Genomic DNA, 23,944 nt, shown 5'->3' on the forward strand with positions numbered 1-23,944 from the left:
CCCGTTCCCATACCGAACACGGAAGTTAAGCTCTTCAGCGCCGATGGTAGTTGGGGGTTTCCCCCTGTGAGAGTAGGACGTTGCTAGGCATGCGAAGCCATTCCCTTTGGGGAGTGGCTTTTTTGTGTTTAATTATAAATATGAACTAAGTTTAGAGTCGAGTGATTGTAAATCTTGGTTAGTTGCGCAATAAATCATGTTAAGCGCTCTATTGTCTCGCTTACCTGCTCAATTAAGCATGCCAAGTGCTCTATCGTCTCGCTTATCCGCTCAATGAAGCGTGCCATGCGCTCTATCATCCCGCTTCCTCGCTCAATGCACCCAAATCATCGCTCTACGTCAACGGTAATCCGCTCAATGCACCCAGACCATCGCTCTACATCAAAGGCAATAATCCGCTCAATAAAACCCATCAAGTGTACTATTTATCCCCTTATTTGACTACACGACCCCTGTCATGCATTCTATCCTTCTCGTCCACTCCACAAGCGTCCATCGTAATCTACAATTTAATAGACTTTCCTTGAGTTTTTAACTAAGGCGCGATACGATTATCCTACTTGTTTAAAGGAGTGGTGCAATGGTAATGATATTAATAATTTTCGCAATCAATATTGTCTATGTTACTTTCATGACAATACGAATAATCCTGACACTGAAAGGCTATCGTTATATTGCTGCAACTGTGAGTATGATAGAGACAGTAATATACGTCATCGGGCTTGGTTTAGTACTTGATAATCTAGATCAAATTCAAAACTTGATTGCTTATGCGCTCGGGTATGGCATCGGGGTTATTATTGGTTCGAAAATTGAAGAACGTTTAGCACTTGGTTATATAACGGTTAACGTGATAACGGCAGATATCGATAAAGAAATGCCTGCTGTGTTGCGAAAACTTGGATATGGTGTTACAGACTCGGCAGCTAATGGACTAAGTGGTTATCGTTCAACTATGCAAATTTTGACGCCACGTAAATACGAAGTGCAACTGTATAAAACGATAACGGAACTAGATCCGAAAGCCTTTATTATATCGTATGAACCTAAGTCGATACACGGTGGCTTCTGGGTGAAGAGTGTGAAAAGAGGCAAGTTATTCAAATGAGTAAACAAAAGGTCTGGTTTGATAGAGAAGAAAATGAAACGCTTGATGAATGTTTGGAAAGAATTCAAAGTTTGGGATATACCGTTGTTGCTAGAAGAGAGAAACCCCTATTTAAACAGATTGGAGAAGAGTATATTCCAATTAGACAACAAACACAGTTTCAAGCTATCAAAAATAGCTAATAACTGTTAAGGGAAAGAGAACTAACGTTTAACCATTCATATGTCAACTTAAAGACGAATGATTGTAAAAGACCTATAATGTAATGTTCGTCTTTTAGTTGACGGATTATGTATTAATTGATAATATAATAAGAGTAAATGAGTTCCCCGTATATGCCGCAGAATTGGCTGTGGCGTTTCTACCAAGACACCGTAAATGTCTATACTATGTGGGAAAGCAATTTTTCTTGGATAATCATGGAGAATGGCTAAGTTACGATAGCTACGTATCCATATTTGTAAGGGTCCTTGAAAGTTCTGCTTTTTGTGCATGTGAAAAGTGGAGTTTTCAAGGACCTTTTTATTATTTCATATTAAATCATGTTGTGCATGAAGGAGCGGATTAGATTTGGAACCGAAGATTGGGATCATAATGGGCAGTAAGAGCGACTGGGAAACAATGAAGCATGCATGCGACATATTGGATGAACTAGGAGTTCCTTATGAAAAGAAAGTAGTGTCGGCCCACCGTACACCGGATTTCATGTTCGACTATGCGGAACAAGCGGAGAAAAAAGGATTATGCGCTATTATCGCAGGAGCAGGCGGAGCTGCCCATCTACCAGGGATGGTTGCAGCAAAAACGCTAGTTCCTGTTATTGGTGTGCCTGTGCAGTCTAAAGCATTGAATGGTATGGACTCGCTGTTATCCATCGTTCAAATGCCAGGAGGTGTACCAGTAGCGACTATGTCAATTGGTAAAGCGGGTGCTACAAATGCAGGCCTCCTTGCAGCTCAAATGCTCTGTGCACAAGATGAAGTATTACGCAATAAACTGCAGCAAAGACGCGATGAAATGAAGCAAATCTCGCTAGAAAGCAGTGGTGAATTAAATTGAAAATGATTCAACCAGGACAAACAATCGGTATCATCGGTGGTGGACAATTGGGACGGATGATGGGACTTGCGGCAAAAGAGGCTGGTTTCAAGATTGCGGTACTTGATCCAACAAAGAACTCCCCTTGCGGACAGTTAGCTGATATCGAAATAGTGGCTCCGTATAATGATGAAGAGGCATTGAATGAATTAAGCCAAGTAAGTGATGTCATTACATTTGAATTTGAAAATATCGACTATGAAGGTTTGAAGCGGCTGACAAAGAAAGCTTACGTACCCCAAGGTGCTGAGCTAGTCCGTATCACACAAAACCGCATCAATGAAAAGGCCGAAATTCAAGCGGCTGGAGTACAGGTTGCGCCTTACATAACCGCTGAAACATATATAGAGTTAGAAGAGAAAATTGATGATCTTGGGTTCCCATGTATCGTGAAAACTGCTTTTGGAGGCTATGACGGTAAAGGTCAAGTAAAGCTTGAATCAAAAGATCAAATTGAAAGTGCCAAAGACTTGTTTACACATTCTTCTTGTATAGCAGAGGCATTTGTTCCATTTGAAAAAGAGATTTCCGTTATCATTCAAAGAAATCCAGCAGGACAAACATATTGCCTGCCAATTGCTGAAAATATTCATAAACATCATATCTTGCACGAATCGATTGTACCGGCACGAGTAGAACAAAGGGTTCTGGAGCAAGCAGAAAATGCTGCAAAGAAAATCGCAGGCCATTTAGAATTAATAGGAACACTAGCAGTTGAAATGTTCGTACTGCCTGACGGTGAAATCATGATTAATGAATTAGCACCGCGCCCGCATAACTCTGGTCACTATTCAATAGAGGCATGTAACATCTCACAATTCCATCAACACGTTCGTGCAGTCTGCGGTTGGCCGTTACGTGAGCCGAAGTTATGGGGGGCGTCCATAATGGTGAATGTACTTGGGGAACATGTAGCACCGCTTCAAGAACGTATCGCGGACTATCCAGATTGGTCCATTCATTTATACGGCAAAGCAGAAGCAAAAGAAAAACGTAAAATGGGTCACGTGACGATTATGACAGAAAACCTTGAAAAAACTTTGCAAGAAATTGAACAGTCCGGTATTTGGCAAGATATTAACTAATAAAAACTATTATTTCCACTTTGGGAGGAACCGACAATGACGAAAGTAACAATTTATGTAACACTACGTGAAAGTGTTGTAGATCCACAAGGCATCGCGACAACTGAAGCACTTCAAAAGATGGGCTATGAAGACGTGAAAAGTGTACGAGTTGGAAAATTAATCGAATTAGAGCTTGATGGATCAGAACAGACAATCGAAACACGCGTGAATGAAATGTGTAACGATCTATTAATTAATAAAGTCATTGAAGATTATCGCTTTGAAATCGGGGAGGTTGCCAGCAAATGAAGTTCGCCGTTCTAGTATTCCCAGGTCTTACTTGTGATCTTGATATGTACCATGCAATTGAGGAAACAGTAAAGCAAGATGTTGAATACGTTTGGCATACAGAGGCCGACCAACTCGATTCATTCGATGCGGTTCTATTACCGACAGGCACTTCATACGGCAACTACTTGCGTCCGGGTGCATTGGCGAAAAGTTCACCTGCGTGTAAACAATTACAAGCATTTGCTGAATCAGGTAAATTAGTTCTTGGCGTAGGTAATGGTTTTCATATCTTAGTAGAAGCAGGCATTCTCCCAGGTGGATTCTTACGTAATCAAAGCTTGAAATTCCGTTCAGCCCTAGAAACAGTACGGGTGGAAAATAATAATACTGCGTTTACAAAAGACTATACACAAGGTCAAATGCTCACATTGCCAGTTGCTAATGAATTTGGTAACTACTATGCGGACGAGCAGACAGTGGAAAAACTAAAAAACAATAATCAAATTATTTTCACATATGCGAATGAAAATACAGATGGTAGCACAGAAGCTATCGCGGGTATCACAAATGAAAGAGGCAATGTTCTCGGTATGATGCCACTACCTGAACGGGCAGTAGAAGCAATCATCGGTGGAACAGATGGAACAGCTTTATTCCAATCAATCATGAACAGTCGGGGTGAACAGCATGTCAATTAATCACGAACCTACAGCGGAGCAAATTAAAGAAAATCGTCTATATCTCCAAATGGGCATGACGGATGCAGAATATGAGCGTGCGGTGGAAAAACTTGGGCGTATTCCGAATTATGTGGAAACAGGTCTGTTTTCAGCTATGTGGTCGGAGCACTGTTCATATAAAAGCTCAAAATCTGTATTACGCAGATTTCCTACTGAAGGTGCACGTGTACTACAGGGACCGGGTGAAGGTGCTGGAATTGTAGACATCGGTGACAACCAAGCTGCTGTCTTTAAAATGGAGTCCCATAACTCACCATCTGCAATTGAGCCTTTCATTGGTGCAGCAACAGGTGCTGGCGGAATCATTCGGGATGTATTTTCTATGGGCGCGCGTCCAGTAGCATTAGTAAATTCACTTCGTTTCGGAGATTTAACAGAGCCTCGAGATAGATTTTTGTTTGAAGAAGCAGTTGCTGGAATTGCAAGTTACGGTAATGCAATGGGAATCCCGACAGTAGCCGGTGAAGTCCAGTTCGATCAGTGCTATTCGAAACGTCCACTAGTCAATGCGATGGCAGTCGGTTTATTGAATCATGAAGATATTCAAAAGGGTGTTGCGGCTGGTATTGGCAACACAGTGATATACGCCGGTGCAACTACAGGGCGTGACGGGATTCACGGAGCCACCATGTCTTCTTCTGAATTATCTATTGAAGAAGAGCAAGAATTGCCGGTAATGCAGGCGGGAGATCCATTCATTGAAAAGTTATTGATGGAGGCTTGCCTAGAACTAGTTCAATCAGATGCGTTGATCGGTATTCAAGATATGGGTGCAGCGGGTCTAACTTCATCAGCAGCAGAAATGGCTTCAAAAGCCGGCTATGGCGTGGAATTGAACTTAGACCTTGTACCACAGCGTGAAGAGAATATGACAGCGTATGAAATGATGTTGTCAGAATCACAGGAACGTATGTTGATCGTGGTGAAAAAGGGTCGGGAAGAAGAAGTGATTGCCCTCTTCACAAAGTACGGAATTACTGCGGCGACAATTGGACATGTAACAGATGACAAAATGCTGCGTTTGCTTCATAAAGGTGAAGTTGCAGCAGAAGTTTCGGCAGATCTACTAGCTGAAGATGCACCGAGCTATCAGAAAGAATCTAAAGAACCTGCATCATTTGCGAAAAACCAAGCGATTGAAAACAAAGAACCACAAGTAACGGACTTAAAAGAAACTTTACTCGACTTATTGCAACGTCCTACGATTGCTTCTAAAGAGTGGGTATATAATCAGTTCGACACAGGTGCAAGAACGAATACAGTTTTAGCACCAGGGGCATCTGCAGGTGTGATCCGTGTTAGAGGAACAAACAAGGGTATTGCAATGACGGCGGATTGTAACTCTCGATTCATTTATTTGGATCCCGAAGTTGGTGGTAAGATTGCGGTAGCTGAAGCTGCACGTAACCTTGTATGTTCAGGCGCAGAACCAATCGCTTTGACTGACTGCTTGAACTTCGGTAGCCCAGACAAGCCAGAAGTATTCTGGCAGTTGGAAAAATCAGCGGACGGTATTTCAGAAGCATGTCGTAAATTAAATGCACCGGTCATTGGTGGTAACGTATCTCTTTCCAATGAAGTAAACGGTGTGCCAATCTATCCAACACCAACCATTGGTTTGGTAGGAATCGTCCATGATTTAGGTCAAGTGACAACGCCTGGTTTCAAACAAGCTGGAGATGCAATCTATTTGATCGGTCAAACAGAAACAGAGTTTGGCGGCAGTGAGTTGCAACAAATGATCGAAGGAAAGATCTTCGGTAAATCACCTGCAATCGATTTAGACATAGAGGCAACTCGTCAACAACAGCTTCTTGGGGCAATCCAGGCTGGAATCATCCAATCGGCTGATGATTTGTCAGAAGGTGGATTTGCAGTAGCGCTTTGTGAAGGTACATTTGGTTCACAAGGTTTGGGTGCTGAAGTAACAGTGGAAGGCTCAGCAATCACTGCGTTATTCAGTGAAACACAGTCACGTTTCTTGGTTACTGTACAAGCTGATCAAGTAGCCGCATTTGAAGAGAAAGTTCAAGATGCTGTGAAAATAGGAACGGTAACAGATGGCGAAGAAATCGTCATCAAAGACGCAGAGGGAACCGTCTTAGTAGAAGGGACGGTAGAAGAATTCCAAACTGCTTGGAAAGGGGCAATAGCATGCTTGCTGAACTCAGAGGACTAAACGAAGAGTGCGGCGTATTTGGGATATGGGGACATGACGATGCAGCACAACTTAGCTATTATGCATTGCATGCTCTTCAGCATCGTGGACAAGAGGGGGCTGGTATCGTCGTAAAAGGCGATAATGGCCTCCATGCAGTTAAAGGTGAAGGCCTGGTCAATGAAGTGTTCTCAGGTGAAAAGTTGGACTCGCTTGAGGGACGAGGCGCAATAGGGCAAGTTCGTTATACGACAAAAGACGGACGTGGTATAGAAAATGTTCAACCACTTGTCTTTCGTTCCACAACGGGTAGCTTGGCGATTGCGCATAATGGGAACTTGATCAATGCGACAGATTTGAAAGAACATTTGGAGCGGCAAGGTAGCATCTTCCAAAGTACATCCGATACAGAAGTACTTGCTCACTTGATAAAACGAAGCAGTGGTTCACGTAATCATCGTGACCGGGTGAAGAAGGCACTGGCTATTTTAAAAGGTGCATTTGCATTCGTTTTAATGACAGATGAAGGGTTGATGGTTGCGCAAGATCCAAATGGTATGCGTCCATTATCTTTGGGGAAAATTGGTGATGCATGGGTCGTTGCTTCAGAAACTTGTGCGTTTGAGCTTATCGGTGCTGAGTATGTTCGTTCTGTGGAACCAGGTGAATTGCTAATCATCAATGATAATGGATTAGTGTCTGAGCGTTTTGCAGAACCGGCAGACAACGCGATGTGTTCTATGGAGTATGTCTATTTCTCTCGTCCTGATTCAGATATCGATGGGATCAATATTCATGCCGCCCGTAAACGTTGTGGGAAGCAACTGGCGCGTGAAGTACAAATCAGTGCAGATGTCGTCACTGGGGTTCCTGATTCTAGTATTTCAGCAGCTATAGGATTCTCTGAACAAAGCGGGATTCCATATGAATTGGGATTAATCAAAAATCGCTATGTTGGACGAACGTTTATCCAGCCATCTCAAGCATTGCGTGAAAAAGGCGTAAAAATGAAACTGTCACCTGTACATCAGGTCGTTTATGGTAAGCGTGTGGTTATGGTCGATGATTCAATTGTTCGTGGAACGACATCTAAACGAATAGTCTCCATGCTTCGCGATGCGGGAGCAAAAGAAATACATGTCGTCATTGCTTCACCGCCATTAATCGCGCCGTGTTATTACGGTGTAGATATTAGTTCAGATTCAGAATTACTTGCGACAGGTCGTACTATAGATGAAATGCGCGATGTGATTGGTGCAGATTCACTATCATTCCTATCAATAGAGGGAATGTTGGAATCGAATGGCCGGTCATCTGAAATGAAAAACTGCGGACAATGCTTGGCTTGTTTCACGGGTGAGTATCCAACAGAGATTTATTCGGATACGGCAATGCCGCACGAAAAAGAAATCGTACGATAGGAGGCCTTTCCATGTCGAAGGCATATGAAAAAGCGGGAGTAAATATTGAAGCTGGCTATGAGTCAGTTGAACGCATGAAATCTCACGTAGCACGAACATCTCGTAAAGGGGTAGCAGGTGCATTTGGTGGATTTGGTGGAATGTTCGATTTATCTGCACTCGAATATAAAGAACCAGTACTAATTTCTGGAACAGACGGTGTTGGCACGAAGTTGAAGTTGGCTTTCATGGCGGACCGTCATGACACAATTGGAATAGACTGTGTCGCAATGTGTGTAAATGATATCGTAGCGCAAGGTGCTGAGCCTCTCTATTTCCTTGATTATGTAGCATTAGGTAAAGCGGTTCCTGAAAAAGTGGAAGCAATCGTCAAAGGTGTAGCGGATGGTTGTGTACAATCAGGTGCAGCATTGATTGGTGGAGAAACGGCTGAAATGCCAGGACTTTACGAAGAAGATGAATACGATTTGGCTGGTTTTGCCGTAGGAGCGTGTGAAAAGAGCAAGCTTGTTACGGGTGAACGTGTGCAAGCAGGAGACGTACTAGTTGGAATCGCATCGAGCGGTATTCACTCGAACGGCTACTCTTTAGTACGCCATATTGTATTCGAACAATTGGGCGCCGATATTAACGATACGATTGAAGGCTATGAAGATCTTGGCACAGTAGCTGATGCACTGTTAAAGCCAACTAAGATTTATGCAAAGCCGGTACTTGAAATGCACCAACAGCTTGACGTGCACTCCATGGGTCATATTACAGGCGGTGGATTCTTTGAAAACCTTCCGCGTATGTTCACTGAAGAATTTGGAGTAGAAGTAGATCTAGGTGCTTGGCCAGTACTTCCTGTATTCCACATGTTGAAAGAAAAAGGTGAATTAACAGATCGTGATTTATATAGCGTATTCAACATGGGTGTTGGATTCGTTGTAGCCTTGCCGGAAGCAGTGGCTGAAAAAGCAATTGAAATCGCTAAAGCACACGGTGAAGAAGCATATGTAATCGGACGTGTTACGAAGCATGCAGGCGTAACATTTAACGGTGAGCATGACGGGACATTGTCATAATGAATAAAGTAAAGATAGCAGTATTTGCTTCAGGAAGCGGTAGTAACTTTGCCGCTTTGGCAGAGGCTTGTAAAGCGGAGCGAATTCCAGCTGAAATCGTTTTGATGGTAACAGATAAACCAGATGCTTTCGTCAATGAACGGGCGAATGAAAAAGGTATTTCAATTGCAGCCATTCGTCCTCGTGACTTCGAAACGAAAGAAGCATATGAACAAGCAATACTCAAAGCATTACAAGAAGCACAAGTGGAGTGGCTAATATTAGCTGGCTATATGCGATTGATCGGTCCAGTTTTATTGGACGCATATCCTGAACGGATTATCAATATCCATCCATCGCTGTTGCCTTCATTCCCAGGTAAGGATGCAATTGGACAAGCAGTAGCTGCTGGCGTTAAAGTAACTGGTGTCACAGTTCATCTGGTAGACGAGGGGATGGATACGGGTCCGATTTTAGCGCAACGCGCAGTGGATGTTGTTGATGGGGATGCCGAGCAGACCGCTTTAGCTATCCATGCCGTGGAACATGAATTATATGTAGCAACATTGCAAAACGTATTTAAAAATTGATGAGCCTGTTGAGATGACAGGCTTTTTTTATAAACTGGAGGGAATTCCTTTGAAAAAACGCGCATTGTTAAGCGTATCGGATAAAAGTGGAGTAGTAGAATTTGCGAAAGAACTTGAACAGCTTGGATATGAATTATTGTCTACTGGTGGTACGATGAAGCATTTGAAAGACAATGGCGTTGCCGTAACGGCTGTAGATGAAGTAACAGGATTCCCTGAAATCATGGAAGGCCGCGTGAAAACGTTGAACCCGATGATTCACGGTGGGTTACTTGCAAAACAAGATGACCCTGGACATCAAGCACAAATGGAAGAGCACGGCATCCAGCCAATCGATGTAGTTTGTGTGAACTTGTATCCATTCAAAGAAACGATTTCCAAACCAGATGTATCAGCGGAAGATGCAATCGAAAATATCGATATCGGTGGACCAGCAATGCTTCGCGCCTCTGCGAAGAACCATGCATACGTAACAGTCATTGTGGATGCAGCTGACTACAGTGTAGTACTTGACGAACTAAAAGCGGATGGCAAGACGACTCTTGAAACACGCCGTCGTTTGGCAGCTAAGGTCTTCCGTCATACGGCGGCTTATGATTCATTGATTTCAGGCTACTTAACAGACCTTGCAGGCGAACAATTCCCGGAACAAGTTACCTATACATACGAGTTGAAGCAACCATTGCGTTATGGAGAAAATCCCCATCAGCAGGCAGCATTCTATAGCCGTCCGCTTGGATCTGATTTCTCGATTGCCTATGCGGAACAGCTTCATGGAAAAGAACTATCTTATAACAATATCCAAGATGCGAATGCAGCGATACAAATCGTTAAGGAATTTACTGAGCCTGCAGCTGTAGCGGTTAAGCATATGAATCCATGTGGTGTGGGTACAGGAGAAACCATTGCTGAAGCTTTCCAAAAAGCCTACGAAGCAGATGCTACGTCTATTTTTGGCGGAATTATTGCATTGAACAAAGAAGTAGATCAGGAAACAGCAGTGCAACTTGCTGATATATTCCTTGAAATCGTTATTGCTCCTTCGTTTACGGAAGAAGCACTTGAGACGTTGATGAAAAAGAAAAATATTCGTCTCTTGACGATTTCATTTGAACAGCAGAAAAAAGATCAGTGGAACACGGTATCTGTTGAGGGCGGATTATTAATGCAACAGCCTGATGCCCACGGTTTTGAAGAAGCGGATATCAAAGTGGCAACAGACCGTGAGCCGACTGAGGCAGAATGGAATGCGATGAAACTTGGATGGGCCGTTGTGAAACACGTGAAATCTAATGCAATCGTCATTACAGATGAGCACATGACAATCGGTGTTGGCGCAGGTCAGATGAACCGTGTAGGTGCTGCGAAAATTGCTCTGACACAGGCAGGCGAACGTGCAAAAGGGGCAGCTCTTGCTTCTGACGCATTTTTCCCTATGGATGATACGGTTGAAGCAGCGGCAAAAGCGGGCATTACAGCAATCATTCAACCGGGTGGTTCGGTGAAAGATGAGGATTCCATTAAAAAAGCCAATGAATACGGCATTACGATGGTATTCACAGGCGTACGTCATTTCAAACATTAATAGTGCAGGGAGTAGATGAACATGAAAGTACTTGTAATTGGAAGTGGCGGTCGTGAACATGCGATAGCCAAACAGTTCAACCAAGCGCCTTCTGTATCGGAAGTATTTGTGGCGCCTGGTAATGACGGAATGCAGCAAGATGCAACATGTGTCAATATTGCAGCTACAGACTTTGAAGCTTTAGCAGATTTCGCAATTGAACAGCGTGTTACGTTGACGTTTGTTGGACCGGAACAGCCGCTTGCGGAAGGTATTGCTGATTACTTCCTAGAAAAAGGTTTAACAGTATTCGGTCCGACCCAGGCAGCTGCTCGTATCGAAGGTAGTAAGTCATTCGCTAAGGAGATCATGGACAAATATGATATACCAACAGCGGCTTATGGAACTTTCACGGATGCTGAAGAAGCAAAATCATTCATCCGTGAACAAGGTGCTCCAATCGTAGTGAAGGCGGATGGATTAGCAGCTGGAAAAGGCGTAATTGTCGCAATGGAATTACAGGAAGCATTAGACGCGGTAGATGACATGATCGGCAATCAAAAGTTCGGTGAATCATCATCACGTGTGGTGGTAGAAGAATTTTTAGATGGCGAAGAGTTCTCATATATGTCGTTCGTCCATGATGGACAAATCTATCCAATGGTAATTGCACAAGATCATAAACGTGCGTATGATGGAGATCGTGGTCCGAATACAGGAGGAATGGGGGCTTATTCTCCAGTTCCACAAATTTCGGATACCATTGTGCAGGAAGCGTACGATCGCGTAGTCGTGCCAACTGTTGAGGCTATGACAGAAGAAGGAATTCCTTTCACAGGTATCCTGTATGCTGGTTTAATACTTACTGATCAAGGTCCGAAAGTTATTGAATTTAATGCCCGCTTTGGTGATCCTGAAACACAAGTTGTCTTGCCACGTATGAAGTCGGATTTTGGTAAGTTTATGGAAGCCCTGATGGCTGGAGAATCATTTGATCTTGAGTGGCATGAAGAAGCGATGTTAGGCGTAGTCATTGCATCGGAAGGGTATCCTAACGCCGTAGTGAATGGTCACGCACTTCCTAACCTTGATGTACTAACAGATCAAGGGCTTGATGTATTCCATGCAGGGACTAAACTGGAAGATGATCGCTTTATCGGAAATGGTGGTCGTGTACTTCTCGTTGCAGCGAAAGCAGCCACTTTAAAAGAAGCACAAGAAAAAGTCTACACTGGTCTCGCTGATCAACAATGGGATGGATTCTTCCATCGTACGGATATCGGATGGCGTACATTTGAATAATAGATGAAACAGGATTGTCTTAGAAGTGTTGTCTGACTTCTAAGACAATCTTTTTTTAATACTAAAGGAAGATGTTTAGTGTTTACGAACTTATAGTAAATGCTGCATACACTTTAGTTGAGTTGAAAAATATGTTATCCACAGCTTTTTTTATAATCTGTGGTTTATAAGTGGAAAAGTTGTGGGTAAGTTGTTGGTAATGTGTGTAAGTTTCCAGTATTTTGTGGATTAGTGAAAATCTACTTGTGGACAACCTTTGTACGACACATCTATTCGGGATTGGATTGCTATGTTACTATAAAGCAATAGTTAACAACTAGTAAAAAACTTTTAGGGACGGTGATCTGCATGTGGAGTGCGAAAGAAATACAGTCGCAACTAGCGATTATTAATGGTCAGAAAGCGCCTGACATCGTAATTGAAAATGCTACCTACTTACATTCTATATTCAAGAAATGGATGCAAGGAAATATTTGGATTCAGGGTGACCGGATTGTCTATGTAGGGGAACGCATGCCGGCTTTGCTTGCAGGAACAGAACGTGTCGATGCTTCAGACAAGAAAATAGTACCGGGATATATCGAGCCGCATGTTCATCCATTCCAATTATATAATCCCGAAACATTTGCAGACTATGCCTCTCGCCGTGGAACAACGACTTTTATATCAGATAACCTCATCTTGTTTTCAATGCTGAATCAGCAAACTACAATTACGTTCATTGATCAACTAAATGAACTGCCATTTGCATTTTATTGGTGGGCACGTGTTGATTCACAAACCGTACTGCAAAATGAAAAAGAACTTTTCAATCCCGTAGATATTGTGAAATGGATGGAGCGTCCTGATGTGTTGATGACAGGAGAGCTGACAGGTTGGCCTAAATTACTACAAGGTGATCAAAATATGATGCAGTCATTAGTAGAATCAAAACGGCTTGGTAAAAAGATTGAAGGACATTTTCCGGGTGCATCGGAACGTACACTGGCCCGGATGAAATTACTTGGAGCGGACGGCGATCATGAAGCGATGACTGTAGATGAAGTAGAAAGACGCTTGCAGCAAGGGTATGCTGCCACATTACGCTATTCGTCAATTCGTCCCGACCTACCAGATTTATTGAAAGGTATTGTAGAGAAGGAATGGGATGTCTTTGATCATTTGATGATGACGACCGATGGTTCTCCACCTTCGTTCTACCGTGAAGGTGTTATGGACCAATGCATTCAGGTAGCACTTGACGCGGGAGTATCACCGATTGATGCGTATCAAATGGCATCGTATAACGTGGCGAGGTACTATGACATTACGGACTTGCATAGTGTAATTGCGACGGGCCGTTTTGCGACATTGAACTTTTTAGAGAATGAACATAACCCTGTGCCGACTGACGTGTTATCTAAAGGGAAGTGGGTTCTACGAGATAGTACATCGTCTGACGCCTTTAAAGCAGTCGATTGGAAAGCATTACCGACATACGAATTGCCTTATGAACTGACAGATGAAGACTTCACATTCTCATCTTCAATAGGGATTCAGATGGTCAATGATGTTATTACGAAAGTATACGAAAGTGATCTGGATCTCACTAGTCCCACTATTGCTACTGGTGATGAGTGCTATTTGATATTACTGGATAAGAACGGAAAATGGCGAGTCAATACTATGTTGAAAGGGTTTGGTAATAATCTGCAAGGTTTTGCATCTTCCTATTCAAATACTGGAGATGTATTATTGATAGGACAGGATTGGCAAGAGATGAAGAGAGCATTTAATGAAATCAAGAATATAGGTGGAGGCATGGCACTCGCTGAAAATGGTAAAATTATTGAAACATTACCATTAGTGGTAGCAGGCGGACTGTCAGTTCAACCGATGGAAGTGATCATCGAAGAAGAGCTAGCAATGAGAAAAGCATTAGGAGAACGTGGCTATGCACATGGAGATGCTATATATACATTATTATTCCTTCAATCTATTCACTTGCCATATATCCGAATCACGCCAGTTGGTGTCTTGCAAGTAATGAAATATGAACTATTAATTCCTCATGTAGAAAGGTAGGAACGTATATTGATAGGGAATGGACGGAAGTTATTCATGATAGCCTTAGTTAGCGCAGTATGTCTTGGAGGTTGTTCTTCGAAAGATCAATCTGAACCGGAGGAACAAGAAAAAACGAATGAAGTATCGTTGTTTACAGGCGAGATAATTGCAGACTCTATAGATAACCGTGTTTTAGCGACCATTAGCAATATACCTGCTGCACGTCCGCAGTCGGGACTTTCAGATGCCGATCAGATATATGAATTCTTAGCAGAAGGTCAAGTTACGCGCTATGCTGCACTTTTTCAAAGTAAAGTACCGGATCAGTTAGGGCCAATTCGAAGTGCACGTGATTATTTTGTACAATTAGCTGTAGGTATGGATGCATTTTATATAGCGCACGGTTATAGTCCGGATGCAAAAAAATTACTTGATGATCGAGTAGTCGATCATATAAATGGCATAAATCATGACGGGACATTATTCGAACGTTCAGCAGAACGCCGTGCTCCACATAACTCTTATATTTCAAAGGAACATATTGAAGAAGCTTTTAGTCTCGTGAATGCTTCTGAAAAGATCACTGCACGGCCGTCCTTTTCTTTCCTAAATCCTAATGAAAGTGATAAAATAGGGGATATGGCATCAACGGTACAAGTATTGTATAGTTCAGACCCGAATTTTATTAGTACGTATCAATATAATCAACAAGCAAATCGGTATTATCGTTCTGTCAATGGCATTGATACAGTGGATAAGTTAAACGAACGACGAATAGAATTAGCGAATATTATCGTGATGGAAATGGATCATCAAACAGTTGATCAAAAAGGCCGACTTGCAATAGATCTAGAATCAGGTGGCCCTGCTATGCTGTTTCATGAAGGGATCGCTAAACCGATCGAATGGCAAAATAAAGATGGGTTTTTAACTCCAATGGATCAAGGTATACCTGTTAAATTAACCGTAGGAAAAACTTGGATCCACATTGTTCCATCATTATCGGGTCCTTCTGCTTCCGTCACTTATACTCCGTAAGATCGACATAGAGAGAGGGCGAGAACATGCAAATAGATAAAATTCGCGGAGAACAAATAGATCAATTGTTTCAAGCCATTCTACAGCTGAAAAATGTAGAAGAATGTTACATGTTTTTCGATGACATTTGCACGATGAGCGAAGTTCAATCACTAGCACAAAGACTGGACGTCGCACATAAACTTAAACTGAAAAAAACATATGATAGTATCCAACAAGAAACAGGTGCAAGCACAGCTACGATTTCCCGCATACGTCGTTGCGTAGACTACGGGTCTGGTGGTTACAACCTCATGTTGGATCGACTCTATCCTGAACTCCAAAACAACCAAACAAAAAACGACTAACACAACCGGCCAGGGATAAAACCCCACCGGTTTTTTAAAAGTTATATAAAACGAATATACTAAAAGAAGGTGGAAAGAAAATATGGACTATAAAACATGGCGGCATGCATTTAAAATTGATCCGGCCAAATACCTCTCAGATGAACAGATAGAAGCGGTGGCGGAATCTGGAACAGATGGAGTCATCATCGGTGGATCTGACGGAATTACATTGGAAAACGTACTTGATTTACTTGCACGTTTCCGTCGCTTTTCCGTGCCACTTGCATTAGAAGTATCTACTGTAGAATCGGTAACACCAGGCTTCGATTATTACTTCATTCCAACGGTCTTAAATACGACAGATTCGAAATGGCTGAACGGTTTGCATCACGAAGCACTTCGAGAATACGGCCACATGATGAACTTCGATGAAATGGTTACAGAAGGTTACTGCATTTTAAATCCGGATTGTACAGCCGCGAAAGTGACAGGTGTAGATCGTGTTCCGGATGAAGAAGATGTACAAGCATATGCACGTATGGCTGAACACTTATTTTCCTTGCCGATTTTTTATTTAGAGTACAGTGGACAATACGGTGACCCACAAATTGTTCGGTCAGCGAAAGAGTTACTAACCAACACTCGCCTCTTTTATGGTGGTGGAATTCGCTCAACAGAACAAGCAAAAGAAATGGCGGCCATTGCAGATACTGTAGTGATAGGAAATGTTGTATACGAAAATCTACAAATGGCTCTTAAAACAGTCGATGCTGTGAAATCTGTTCCTTTACCTGTGTGAGTACTATATAATGAGAACAAATGTTCATTAAAGGCGGTACGAATATGAATAAACTATCAGATGATTTACTAAAAGGCATGAATCCTGAGCAAGCGCGCGCGGTCAAAACGACAGAAGGCCCTTTGCTTATTATGGCGGGTGCTGGTTCAGGAAAGACTCGTGTATTGACGCACCGAATTGCATACTTGGTTGTGGAAAAACAAGTGTATCCTTCCAATATATTGGCCATTACATTTACCAATAAGGCGGCACGTGAAATGCGTGACCGAATTGATGGCCTACTTGGTCCGGGTTCTGGAGAACGTATGTGGGTTTCAACATTCCACTCGATGTGTGTTCGAATTCTACGTAGGTTTGTGGATCGAATCGGTTTATCCAAAAACTTCACGATCCTTGACAGTGCGGATCAACTAACTGCAATGAAACGTGTTTTGAAAGAACTGAATCTCGACCCGAAGCAGAATGATCCGCGAGCAATGCTTGGAATAATTAGCAATGCGAAAAATGAATGTTTGGATGCGATTGAATTCCGGAAAAATTCGAATCCTCAAAACCCTCATGAACGTACAGTAGCAGATATTTACGATCGTTATACTAAAAAACTACGTCAGAACCAATCAATGGATTTTGATGATTTAATTATGATGACCACGGTCTTGTTTGAACGAGTTCCTGAAGTGCTCGAGTATTATCAAAATAAATTTCAGTATATTCATGTGGATGAGTACCAAGATACAAATAACGCGCAGTATCGTCTCGTGAAAATGCTGGCATCAAAATTCCGTAATGTCTGCGTAGTAGGCGATTCCGATCAGTCAATCTATCGCTGGCGTGGTGCGGATATCGGTAATATTCTGTCTTTCGAAAAAGATTATAAAGAAGCGAATGTCATTCTTTTGGAACAAAACTACCGTTCCACCAAGAGAATTTTACAAGCAGCAAATGAAGTGATCAACAATAACAAAAGTCGCTATGATAAGAAATTGCGCACTGATAACCCCGAGGGCGAATTAATTTCGATCTATAAAGCGCGCGACGAAAAAGATGAATCACAATTTGTTGTGCAACAAGTCATTGAGTTAAAAGAAAAACTAGGATTAACATTGGATCAATTTGCGATACTCTATCGAACTAATGCACAATCTCGTCTAATTGAGGAATATTTATTGAAGTCAAATCTCGATTATACAATTGTAGGCGGGACGAAGTTCTATGACCGCAAAGAGATTAAAGATCTACTCGCCTATTTACGTCTCATTGCGAATAACGATGATGACCTAGCTTTAGCGAGAATCATTAATGAACCTAAACGAAGCATCGGTGCAACTTCATTTGAACGCATGGCTACTTTTGCATTACAAAATGACCGCTCCATATTTGATTCGCTGCAGGAAGTGGATTTCATGGGTTTACCTAAACGAGCATTAACAGAAGCGGTAAAATTCCATGAACTCATCAATGGATTCACTCAAATGCAAGAGTTTTTATCAGTCACTGAACTAGTGAAAGAAGTCATTGATAAGTCAGGCTATCGTGAGATGTTGGAAAAAGAAAAATCCATCGAAGCAGAAAGCCGTCTGGAAAATATTGAAGAGTTCCTATCGGTTACAGAAGCGTTTGAGAAACGTGCAGCGGAAGAAGAGGAGGAACCTTCACTCGTTGCATTCTTGACTGACCTCGCTTTAGTAGCGGATATCGATACATTGGATAAAGAAGAGAACACTTCCACTGAAAAAATCGTCCTAATGACGATGCACGCAGCAAAAGGCTTAGAATTCCCCGTGGTCTTCGTTCTCGGCATGGAAGAAAACATATTCCCGCATATTCGGGCACTGACAGATCCGGAAGAAATGGAAGAAGAAAGAAGACTCGCGTATGTGGCGATTACACGCGCGGAACAGCGCCTTTACCTGACTAGCGCAGGTCACCGGATGTTGTTTGGTAAATCAAGCTTTAATCAACCATCCCGTTTCCTCAATGAAATCTCGCAAGAACTGACAGAGCTGCTGGCCGATGGGAATGGCATGAGTGTACCTTTCGCCCAAGCACCTAAAGCAAAAGCCAAACGTCCTGCGGTCAAACGTCCAGCCTATAATGAAAGTGGCGGAGAAAAAATGCAGTGGAAACCCGGAGACAAGGCATCCCATAAAATATGGGGAACTGGAACGGTTGTGAGTGTTAAAGGTAAAGCAGATGATATGGAACTGGATATTGCATTCCCAAATCCAGTAGGTATTAAGCGATTATTAGCTAAATTCGCACCGATTGAAAAAGAATAAAGCCTCTTTAAGGAGTGTGGAAAATAGATGGATGATGTTCTAGAACTAGAGAAGCGGGTAGCGGAGCTCAATAAAACATTGCATAAATACGGGCGCGCATACTATGACTTGGATGCCCCCATCGTTCCCGATTCAGAATATGATAAGAAGATGAAGGAATTGTTGGCGATTGAAAAAGAACATCCCGACTTGATCTATCCTGATTCACCGACACAACGGGTGGGTGGAGAACCACTTGAGGTGTTTAAAAAAGTCGTTCATCGTTATCCAATGCTAAGTTTAGCGAACGCCTTTAATGAAGAAGACTTAAAGGATTTCGACAGACGGGTAAAAGAAGCAACAGATAACGCGGTGTATGTTTGTGAACTGAAGATCGATGGTCTTGCCGTTTCATTGCAATATGAAGAAGGTCGCCTTGTGCAGGGCGCTACTCGTGGAGATGGTTCAGTTGGAGAAGACATCACAGCTAACTTAAAAACTATTCGCTCAATTCCACATAAATTGAATGAGCCTTTAACGATTGAAGTGCGTGGCGAAGCGTATATGCCGAAGAATTCATTTGTTAAATTGAATGAATACCGTGATGAAGCGGGTGAAGTTCCTTTTGCCAATCCACGAAATGCAGCTGCGGGATCACTTCGTCAACTAGACTCAAAAGTAGCAGAGAGCAGAAATTTAGCTACTTTCATTTATGCGGTAGGCGGCGATGCAGATGTCTATGGTCTAGATAGTCACACGGATGCGCTCAATAAAGTGGATGAACTAGGTTTGACGACGAATAAAGAACGTAAGCGTTGTACAACAATTGAAGAAGTATTGGACTACGTAGCCTACTGGTCAGAAAATAGACTACACCTTGATTATGAAATTGACGGTATTGTAATAAAAGTCGATAACTTCGAATCGCAGGAGCAACTGGGCTATACGGCAAAGAGTCCTAAATGGGCCATTGCCTATAAGTTCCCTGCAGAAGAAGTGCACACACAACTGTTGGATATTGAGTTAAGCGTAGGGCGGACAGGTGTAGTGACGCCAACAGCTATTCTTGAGCCCGTTCTTGTGGCAGGTACGACAGTGGGACGAGCATCTTTGCATAACGAAGACTTGATCCGAGAGAGAGATATTCGTATCGGTGATCACGTCGTGTTGCGAAAGGCAGGCGATATCATACCTGAAATCGTCATGTCATTGAAAGAACAGCGAACGGGTGAAGAAGAACCATACCATATGCCTGACAACTGTCCTGTTTGCGATTCAGAACTTGTTAGGATTGAAGGGGAAGTAGCGCTGCGTTGTGTGAACCCTAAATGTCCCGCGCAGATGAAAGAAGCGTTAATCCATTTCGTTTCAAGAAGAGCCATGAATATAGATGGCGTGGGCGAAAAGCTTATTGAACAATTGTATACGGCTGATTTGGTACAAGATGTATCTGATTTATATATTTTAACGAAAGAGTCGCTATTGAGCTTGGAACGGATCGGTGAGAAATCCGCAGCAAATATTTTGGCGGCCATTGAACAGTCGAAAGAGAATTCATTGGAAAAATTGCTATTTGGATTGGGTGTTCGTCATGTCGGTGAAAAAGTCGCAAGAATCTTAGCGGAAGAATACCGTACTCTCGATGCGTTAGAACAAGCAACAGAAGAAGACCTTATGAAAATTTTTGAAATCGGTGCGATAGTTGCTGATTCTGTAACAACGTACTTTAATACAGAAGAAGTTCACGAAGTGATGAACAAGTTGCGCTCTTACGGTGTAAATACCGTTTATAAAGGTGCCACACGTGAAAAGTTGCCAACTACTGGACCTTTCGCTGGAAAAACCATCGTATTGACAGGAAAGCTCTCAGAATTGACGCGTGGAGAAGCTAAAGAACAAATTGAATCACTTGGCGGAACTGTTAGCGGCAGTGTTAGTAAGAAAACAGATCTGGTCATTGCGGGTGAAGATGCAGGATCCAAATTGACCAAAGCAAGAGAATTGGGGATTGAAATTTGGGACGAACAAGCTATGCTTGATGCCCTTGGAGTGGATATGAATGAAAAGAAAGACTAAATGGCTTATAACGGGTATTCTGTCGGCAGTATTGCTGACAGGCTGTGTACCTTCGCCGAGCGATGATCAGGAAAAAGCAGTGCAGGAAACAGAAGAGAGTGAGCAGGAAATGGTGCTCATCCCTGATGCTCAAATTAAAAAATCCTATTACCGGACACCGGTTCCATTTAAAAAGAGCGCCAGCCGGGGGTTGATCGTCAATAATCTCCATACGAAGTACGATATTCAGGAAACAGAGGAAGGCTTACTGCGCCTGTCATCGTTGTATTACGACCCGAAAGATTATTTCTTCCAGGAGGGTCAATATATTGACCGCGATACGGCGAAGCAATGGATCTCTAGAAAATCCAATTTTGAAGCAGGTCTCAATCCCGCAATAACTGATGATATGTCACCGGCTCAAATTGCAGATGAGGCACCGATATATCTTGCACATATCGTCGAGCAAAACTATTTACAAATGACGGACGATAAAAAAGTGAAATTGGCTGGCATTTCTATTGGACTAGCGATGAATTCGGTGTATTATCCACGTGAAGCCAGTGAACGTCGGATTGATGATAAAACAATTGAAGAAAAAGGCAAGAAGATGGCGGATATTATTTTAAGTCGGTTACGCAGTAAACCAGAGCTTGCTGAGATACCAATAGCGGTTGGACTGTTTAAGCAAGAAAGTCGCAACGATATTGTACCCGGTACATATTTTGCCACTTCATTTGCTGCAAAAGGAAAAAAAGAATTCACGGGTTGGAAAGAAGTAGACGAGCAGTATGTATTACTTCCCGCGACTTCATCAACAGGGAATTATCGTGACTTGAATACGACATTCAAGAACTTCAAACAAGACATTGATGATTACTTCCCGAGCTTTGTGAATGTCATTGGAACAGCTTTTTATAAAGATCAGAAACTCAATTCATTACGCGTGGAAATTCCTATACAATTTTTTGGCAAGACGGAGCTGATTGGGTTTTCACAATACTTAACTTCATTGGTTAAAACACATTTTAAAGATGTTCCCATTGAAGTAAGTGTTACCTCAGTAAATGGGCCCGAAGTGCTGATTGTAAATGACAAGGATCGGGAGGAACCGTTTGTACACGTCTACGGATATTAACAGATTTTAGGGAGTAACACGAACTTTCCAAGAAACTGATTAAATGGTATGATTAATTGTACGATTGCAAAATGAGGAGGAACGATGTATGACAACATTTTCGAAAGAAGACGTCAAGTATTTTGCGGATTTCGTCCGTATTGGCCTCTCCGAGGAAGATAAAGAAAATTTCTCTGCAAAGATAGCAGATTTGATTGAAAGTGTAAGTGATTTAAAAGAAGTGGATGTTACAGGTGTAAAACCTATGACGCACCCAGTTGCTATGATCAACGTCTTACGTGAAGATGAGCCAAAAGATATCTTGGACCGTGAAGTAATGCTGGCCAGTGCAGAAGATCAGGAAGATGGACTTATCAAGGTTCCGGATATTCTGTAATCGAATTCACAGTATAAAATACTATTATTGGCACAATGACAGTAGGAGGAAAAGTGATGACGTTAACTAGTAAAACAGCAACTGAACTTCAAGCTCTTTTACAAAAAGGGGAAGTTACTGCTAAAGAAGTAACAGAGGCAACATTACAAACGATTGAACAGCACGAAGAGAAAATCAACGCGTTCATTCACGTCGCAAAAGAAGAGGCAACAAAGCGTGCAGAACAGCTTGATCAAGAAGCTGCAACTACACGTGGCCGCCTTTTCGGAGTTCCAATCGGTATTAAGGACAATATTGTAACAAAAGATATGAAGACAACATGCGCAAGCAAAATGTTGGAAGACTTCGTACCTGTTTACAATGCTACGGCTATAGAAAAATTGGAAGCTGCGGGCGCAATTAATATTGGAAAACTCAATATGGACGAATTTGCAATGGGTTCTACAACTGAAACATCTTTTTTCGGTAATACATTAAATCCTTGGAATACAGACTATGTACCAGGTGGCTCTTCAGGCGGTTCGGCAGCAGCAGTCGCAGCAGGTGAAGTCCCACTATCCCTCGGTTCGGATACGGGTGGTTCAGTTCGTCAACCAGCTGCATTCTGTGGAATTGTTGGAATGAAACCTACATACGGTCGTATTTCACGTTTTGGTTTGACAGCATTTGCTTCCTCACTTGATCAAATTGGTACCATGTCACGAACTGTGGAAGATAACGCATTATTGCTAAGCGTAATCGCGGGAGAAGATGACAATGATAGTTCATCTTCTGCAAAAGCAGTTCCTGATTTCACAGCAGCTCTTACAGGCGACATAAAAGGTCTGAAGGTTGCAGTTCCGAAACCTTACTTAGGCGAAGGTGTTGATCCAGAAATCGTAGCGGCAGTAAGAGAAGCAATTTCTGTATTGGAATCACTTGGAGCGGTTTGTGAAGAAGTAGAATTGCCACATATTCAATATGCGCCAACTACGTATTATGTAATCTCTTCTTCAGAAGCTCAATCCAATCTTTCACGTTTTGATGGATTGCGTTATGGCTATCATACTGAAAACGCTGAAAACCTCGAACAAGCATATTTCCGTACACGTCAAGAAGGTTTTGGTGATGAAGTGAAAAAACGCATTATTTTCGGTACGTATGCAATGAGTGCGGATCATCATGAAGATCTGTATGTACGCGCACAAAAGACACGTACATTGATTGCACAAGACTTTGACTCTGTATTTGAAAAGTATGATGTAGTAATTGGACCAACTGCTGCTACAACAGCATTTAAACTTGGCGAAACAGGCGGTGATCAGCTCGTTCATTATGCAAATGATGTCTTGGCTGTACCAGCGAACCTGACAGGCCGTCCAGCACTATCCGTACCATGTGGTTTCGTTAACGAACTACCAGTTGGAATGCAACTCATGGGTAAGCACTTTGACGAGGAAACATTATATAAAGTCGCCCATGCCTATGAGCAAGCAACTGATTTCCACAAACGCACTCCATCGATTCAGGAGGGGAAATAA

The 23,944-nt window shown here is 42.4% G+C and carries 21 protein-coding genes, 1 rRNA gene and 1 riboswitch; all 22 genes read left to right on the top strand.

The genetic code is table 11. From position 1 onward, the window contains the following. Positions 1-89 (top strand): 5S ribosomal RNA (gene rrf, locus CSV67_RS11140); the annotation flags it as partial. Positions 90-580: 491 nt separating this feature from the next. Next, on the top strand, positions 581-1,108 hold the full coding sequence (locus CSV67_RS11145) for a DUF2179 domain-containing protein (protein ID WP_099631664.1): 528 nt from the start codon (positions 581-583) through the stop codon (positions 1,106-1,108). Then, positions 1,105-1,290, top strand: coding sequence for an NETI motif-containing protein (locus CSV67_RS11150; protein WP_099631665.1), 186 nt, complete (start codon positions 1,105-1,107; stop codon positions 1,288-1,290). Before CSV67_RS11145 ends, CSV67_RS11150 begins: the two co-directional genes overlap by 4 nt. 127 nt (positions 1,291-1,417) lie before the next feature. After that, a riboswitch (purine riboswitch) is annotated at positions 1,418-1,518 on the top strand. Positions 1,519-1,678: 160 nt separating this feature from the next. Beyond that, positions 1,679-2,167: a 5-(carboxyamino)imidazole ribonucleotide mutase gene (purE, locus tag CSV67_RS11155; RefSeq protein WP_099631666.1), complete on the top strand. Its 489-nt coding sequence runs from the start codon at positions 1,679-1,681 to the stop codon at positions 2,165-2,167. Between the two features lie 2 nt (positions 2,168-2,169). Then, positions 2,170-3,291: a 5-(carboxyamino)imidazole ribonucleotide synthase gene (gene purK / locus CSV67_RS11160; RefSeq protein WP_099631796.1), complete on the top strand. Its 1,122-nt coding sequence runs from the start codon at positions 2,170-2,172 to the stop codon at positions 3,289-3,291. 36 nt (positions 3,292-3,327) lie between these two features. Then, the gene (purS, locus tag CSV67_RS11165) at positions 3,328-3,582 is read left to right on the top strand and encodes a phosphoribosylformylglycinamidine synthase subunit PurS (RefSeq protein ID WP_099631667.1); all 255 of its coding nucleotides are present in this window, start codon (positions 3,328-3,330) and stop codon (positions 3,580-3,582) included. Further along, entirely contained in the window at positions 3,579-4,262 is a 684-nt protein-coding gene (gene purQ / locus CSV67_RS11170; protein WP_099631668.1) for a phosphoribosylformylglycinamidine synthase subunit PurQ, read from the top strand. The genes purS and purQ overlap by 4 nt, the downstream gene beginning before the upstream one ends. After that, positions 4,252-6,483 (top strand): phosphoribosylformylglycinamidine synthase subunit PurL, encoded by a 2,232-nt coding sequence (gene purL, locus CSV67_RS11175; RefSeq protein WP_099631669.1) that lies wholly within the window; start codon positions 4,252-4,254, stop codon positions 6,481-6,483. The genes purQ and purL overlap by 11 nt, the downstream gene beginning before the upstream one ends. After that, on the top strand, positions 6,459-7,883 hold the full coding sequence (purF, locus tag CSV67_RS11180) for an amidophosphoribosyltransferase (protein WP_099631670.1): 1,425 nt from the start codon (positions 6,459-6,461) through the stop codon (positions 7,881-7,883). The genes purL and purF overlap by 25 nt, the downstream gene beginning before the upstream one ends. Before the next feature lie 11 nt (positions 7,884-7,894). Then, entirely contained in the window at positions 7,895-8,950 is a 1,056-nt protein-coding gene (gene purM, locus CSV67_RS11185; RefSeq protein WP_099631671.1) for a phosphoribosylformylglycinamidine cyclo-ligase, read from the top strand. Beyond that, positions 8,947-9,519: a phosphoribosylglycinamide formyltransferase gene (purN, locus tag CSV67_RS11190; protein ID WP_369802758.1), complete on the top strand. Its 573-nt coding sequence runs from the start codon at positions 8,947-8,949 to the stop codon at positions 9,517-9,519. The genes purM and purN overlap by 4 nt, the downstream gene beginning before the upstream one ends. Before the next feature lie 49 nt (positions 9,520-9,568). Further along, positions 9,569-11,104, top strand: a complete 1,536-nt coding sequence (gene purH, locus CSV67_RS11195) for a bifunctional phosphoribosylaminoimidazolecarboxamide formyltransferase/IMP cyclohydrolase (RefSeq protein ID WP_099631673.1) — start codon at positions 9,569-9,571, stop codon at positions 11,102-11,104. 21 nt (positions 11,105-11,125) lie between these two features. Further along, positions 11,126-12,385, top strand: a complete 1,260-nt coding sequence (gene purD, locus CSV67_RS11200; RefSeq protein WP_099631674.1) for a phosphoribosylamine--glycine ligase — start codon at positions 11,126-11,128, stop codon at positions 12,383-12,385. 348 nt (positions 12,386-12,733) lie between these two features. Next, positions 12,734-14,449: an adenine deaminase C-terminal domain-containing protein gene (locus CSV67_RS11205; RefSeq protein ID WP_099631675.1), complete on the top strand. Its 1,716-nt coding sequence runs from the start codon at positions 12,734-12,736 to the stop codon at positions 14,447-14,449. A 36-nt stretch (positions 14,450-14,485) separates the two neighbouring features. Then, entirely contained in the window at positions 14,486-15,469 is a 984-nt protein-coding gene (locus CSV67_RS11210; protein ID WP_233192601.1) for a DUF3048 domain-containing protein, read from the top strand. Positions 15,470-15,495: 26 nt separating this feature from the next. Further along, positions 15,496-15,816 carry a YerC/YecD family TrpR-related protein gene (locus CSV67_RS11215; protein ID WP_099631677.1) on the top strand — a complete coding sequence of 107 codons (321 nt, stop codon included), beginning with the start codon at positions 15,496-15,498 and terminating at the stop codon, positions 15,814-15,816. Between the two features lie 82 nt (positions 15,817-15,898). Continuing rightward, complete coding sequence (gene pcrB, locus CSV67_RS11220) at positions 15,899-16,597, top strand: heptaprenylglyceryl phosphate synthase (protein WP_099631678.1); 699 nt, start codon at positions 15,899-15,901, stop codon at positions 16,595-16,597. Positions 16,598-16,641: 44 nt separating this feature from the next. Continuing rightward, positions 16,642-18,876 (top strand): DNA helicase PcrA, encoded by a 2,235-nt coding sequence (pcrA, locus tag CSV67_RS11225; protein WP_099631679.1) that lies wholly within the window; start codon positions 16,642-16,644, stop codon positions 18,874-18,876. Positions 18,877-18,903: 27 nt separating this feature from the next. Then, on the top strand, positions 18,904-20,931 hold the full coding sequence (gene ligA / locus CSV67_RS11230; protein WP_099631680.1) for an NAD-dependent DNA ligase LigA: 2,028 nt from the start codon (positions 18,904-18,906) through the stop codon (positions 20,929-20,931). After that, positions 20,915-22,048: a CamS family sex pheromone protein gene (locus tag CSV67_RS11235; protein ID WP_099631681.1), complete on the top strand. Its 1,134-nt coding sequence runs from the start codon at positions 20,915-20,917 to the stop codon at positions 22,046-22,048. Before ligA ends, CSV67_RS11235 begins: the two co-directional genes overlap by 17 nt. A gap of 88 nt (positions 22,049-22,136) precedes the next feature. Then, the gene (gene gatC, locus CSV67_RS11240) at positions 22,137-22,424 is read left to right on the top strand and encodes an Asp-tRNA(Asn)/Glu-tRNA(Gln) amidotransferase subunit GatC (RefSeq protein WP_099631682.1); all 288 of its coding nucleotides are present in this window, start codon (positions 22,137-22,139) and stop codon (positions 22,422-22,424) included. 56 nt (positions 22,425-22,480) lie between these two features. Further along, positions 22,481-23,944, top strand: a complete 1,464-nt coding sequence (gene gatA, locus CSV67_RS11245; RefSeq protein ID WP_099631683.1) for an Asp-tRNA(Asn)/Glu-tRNA(Gln) amidotransferase subunit GatA — start codon at positions 22,481-22,483, stop codon at positions 23,942-23,944.

Source organism: Sporosarcina sp. P2, assembly GCF_002743255.1.
GTDB lineage: Bacteria > Bacillota > Bacilli > Bacillales_A > Planococcaceae > Sporosarcina.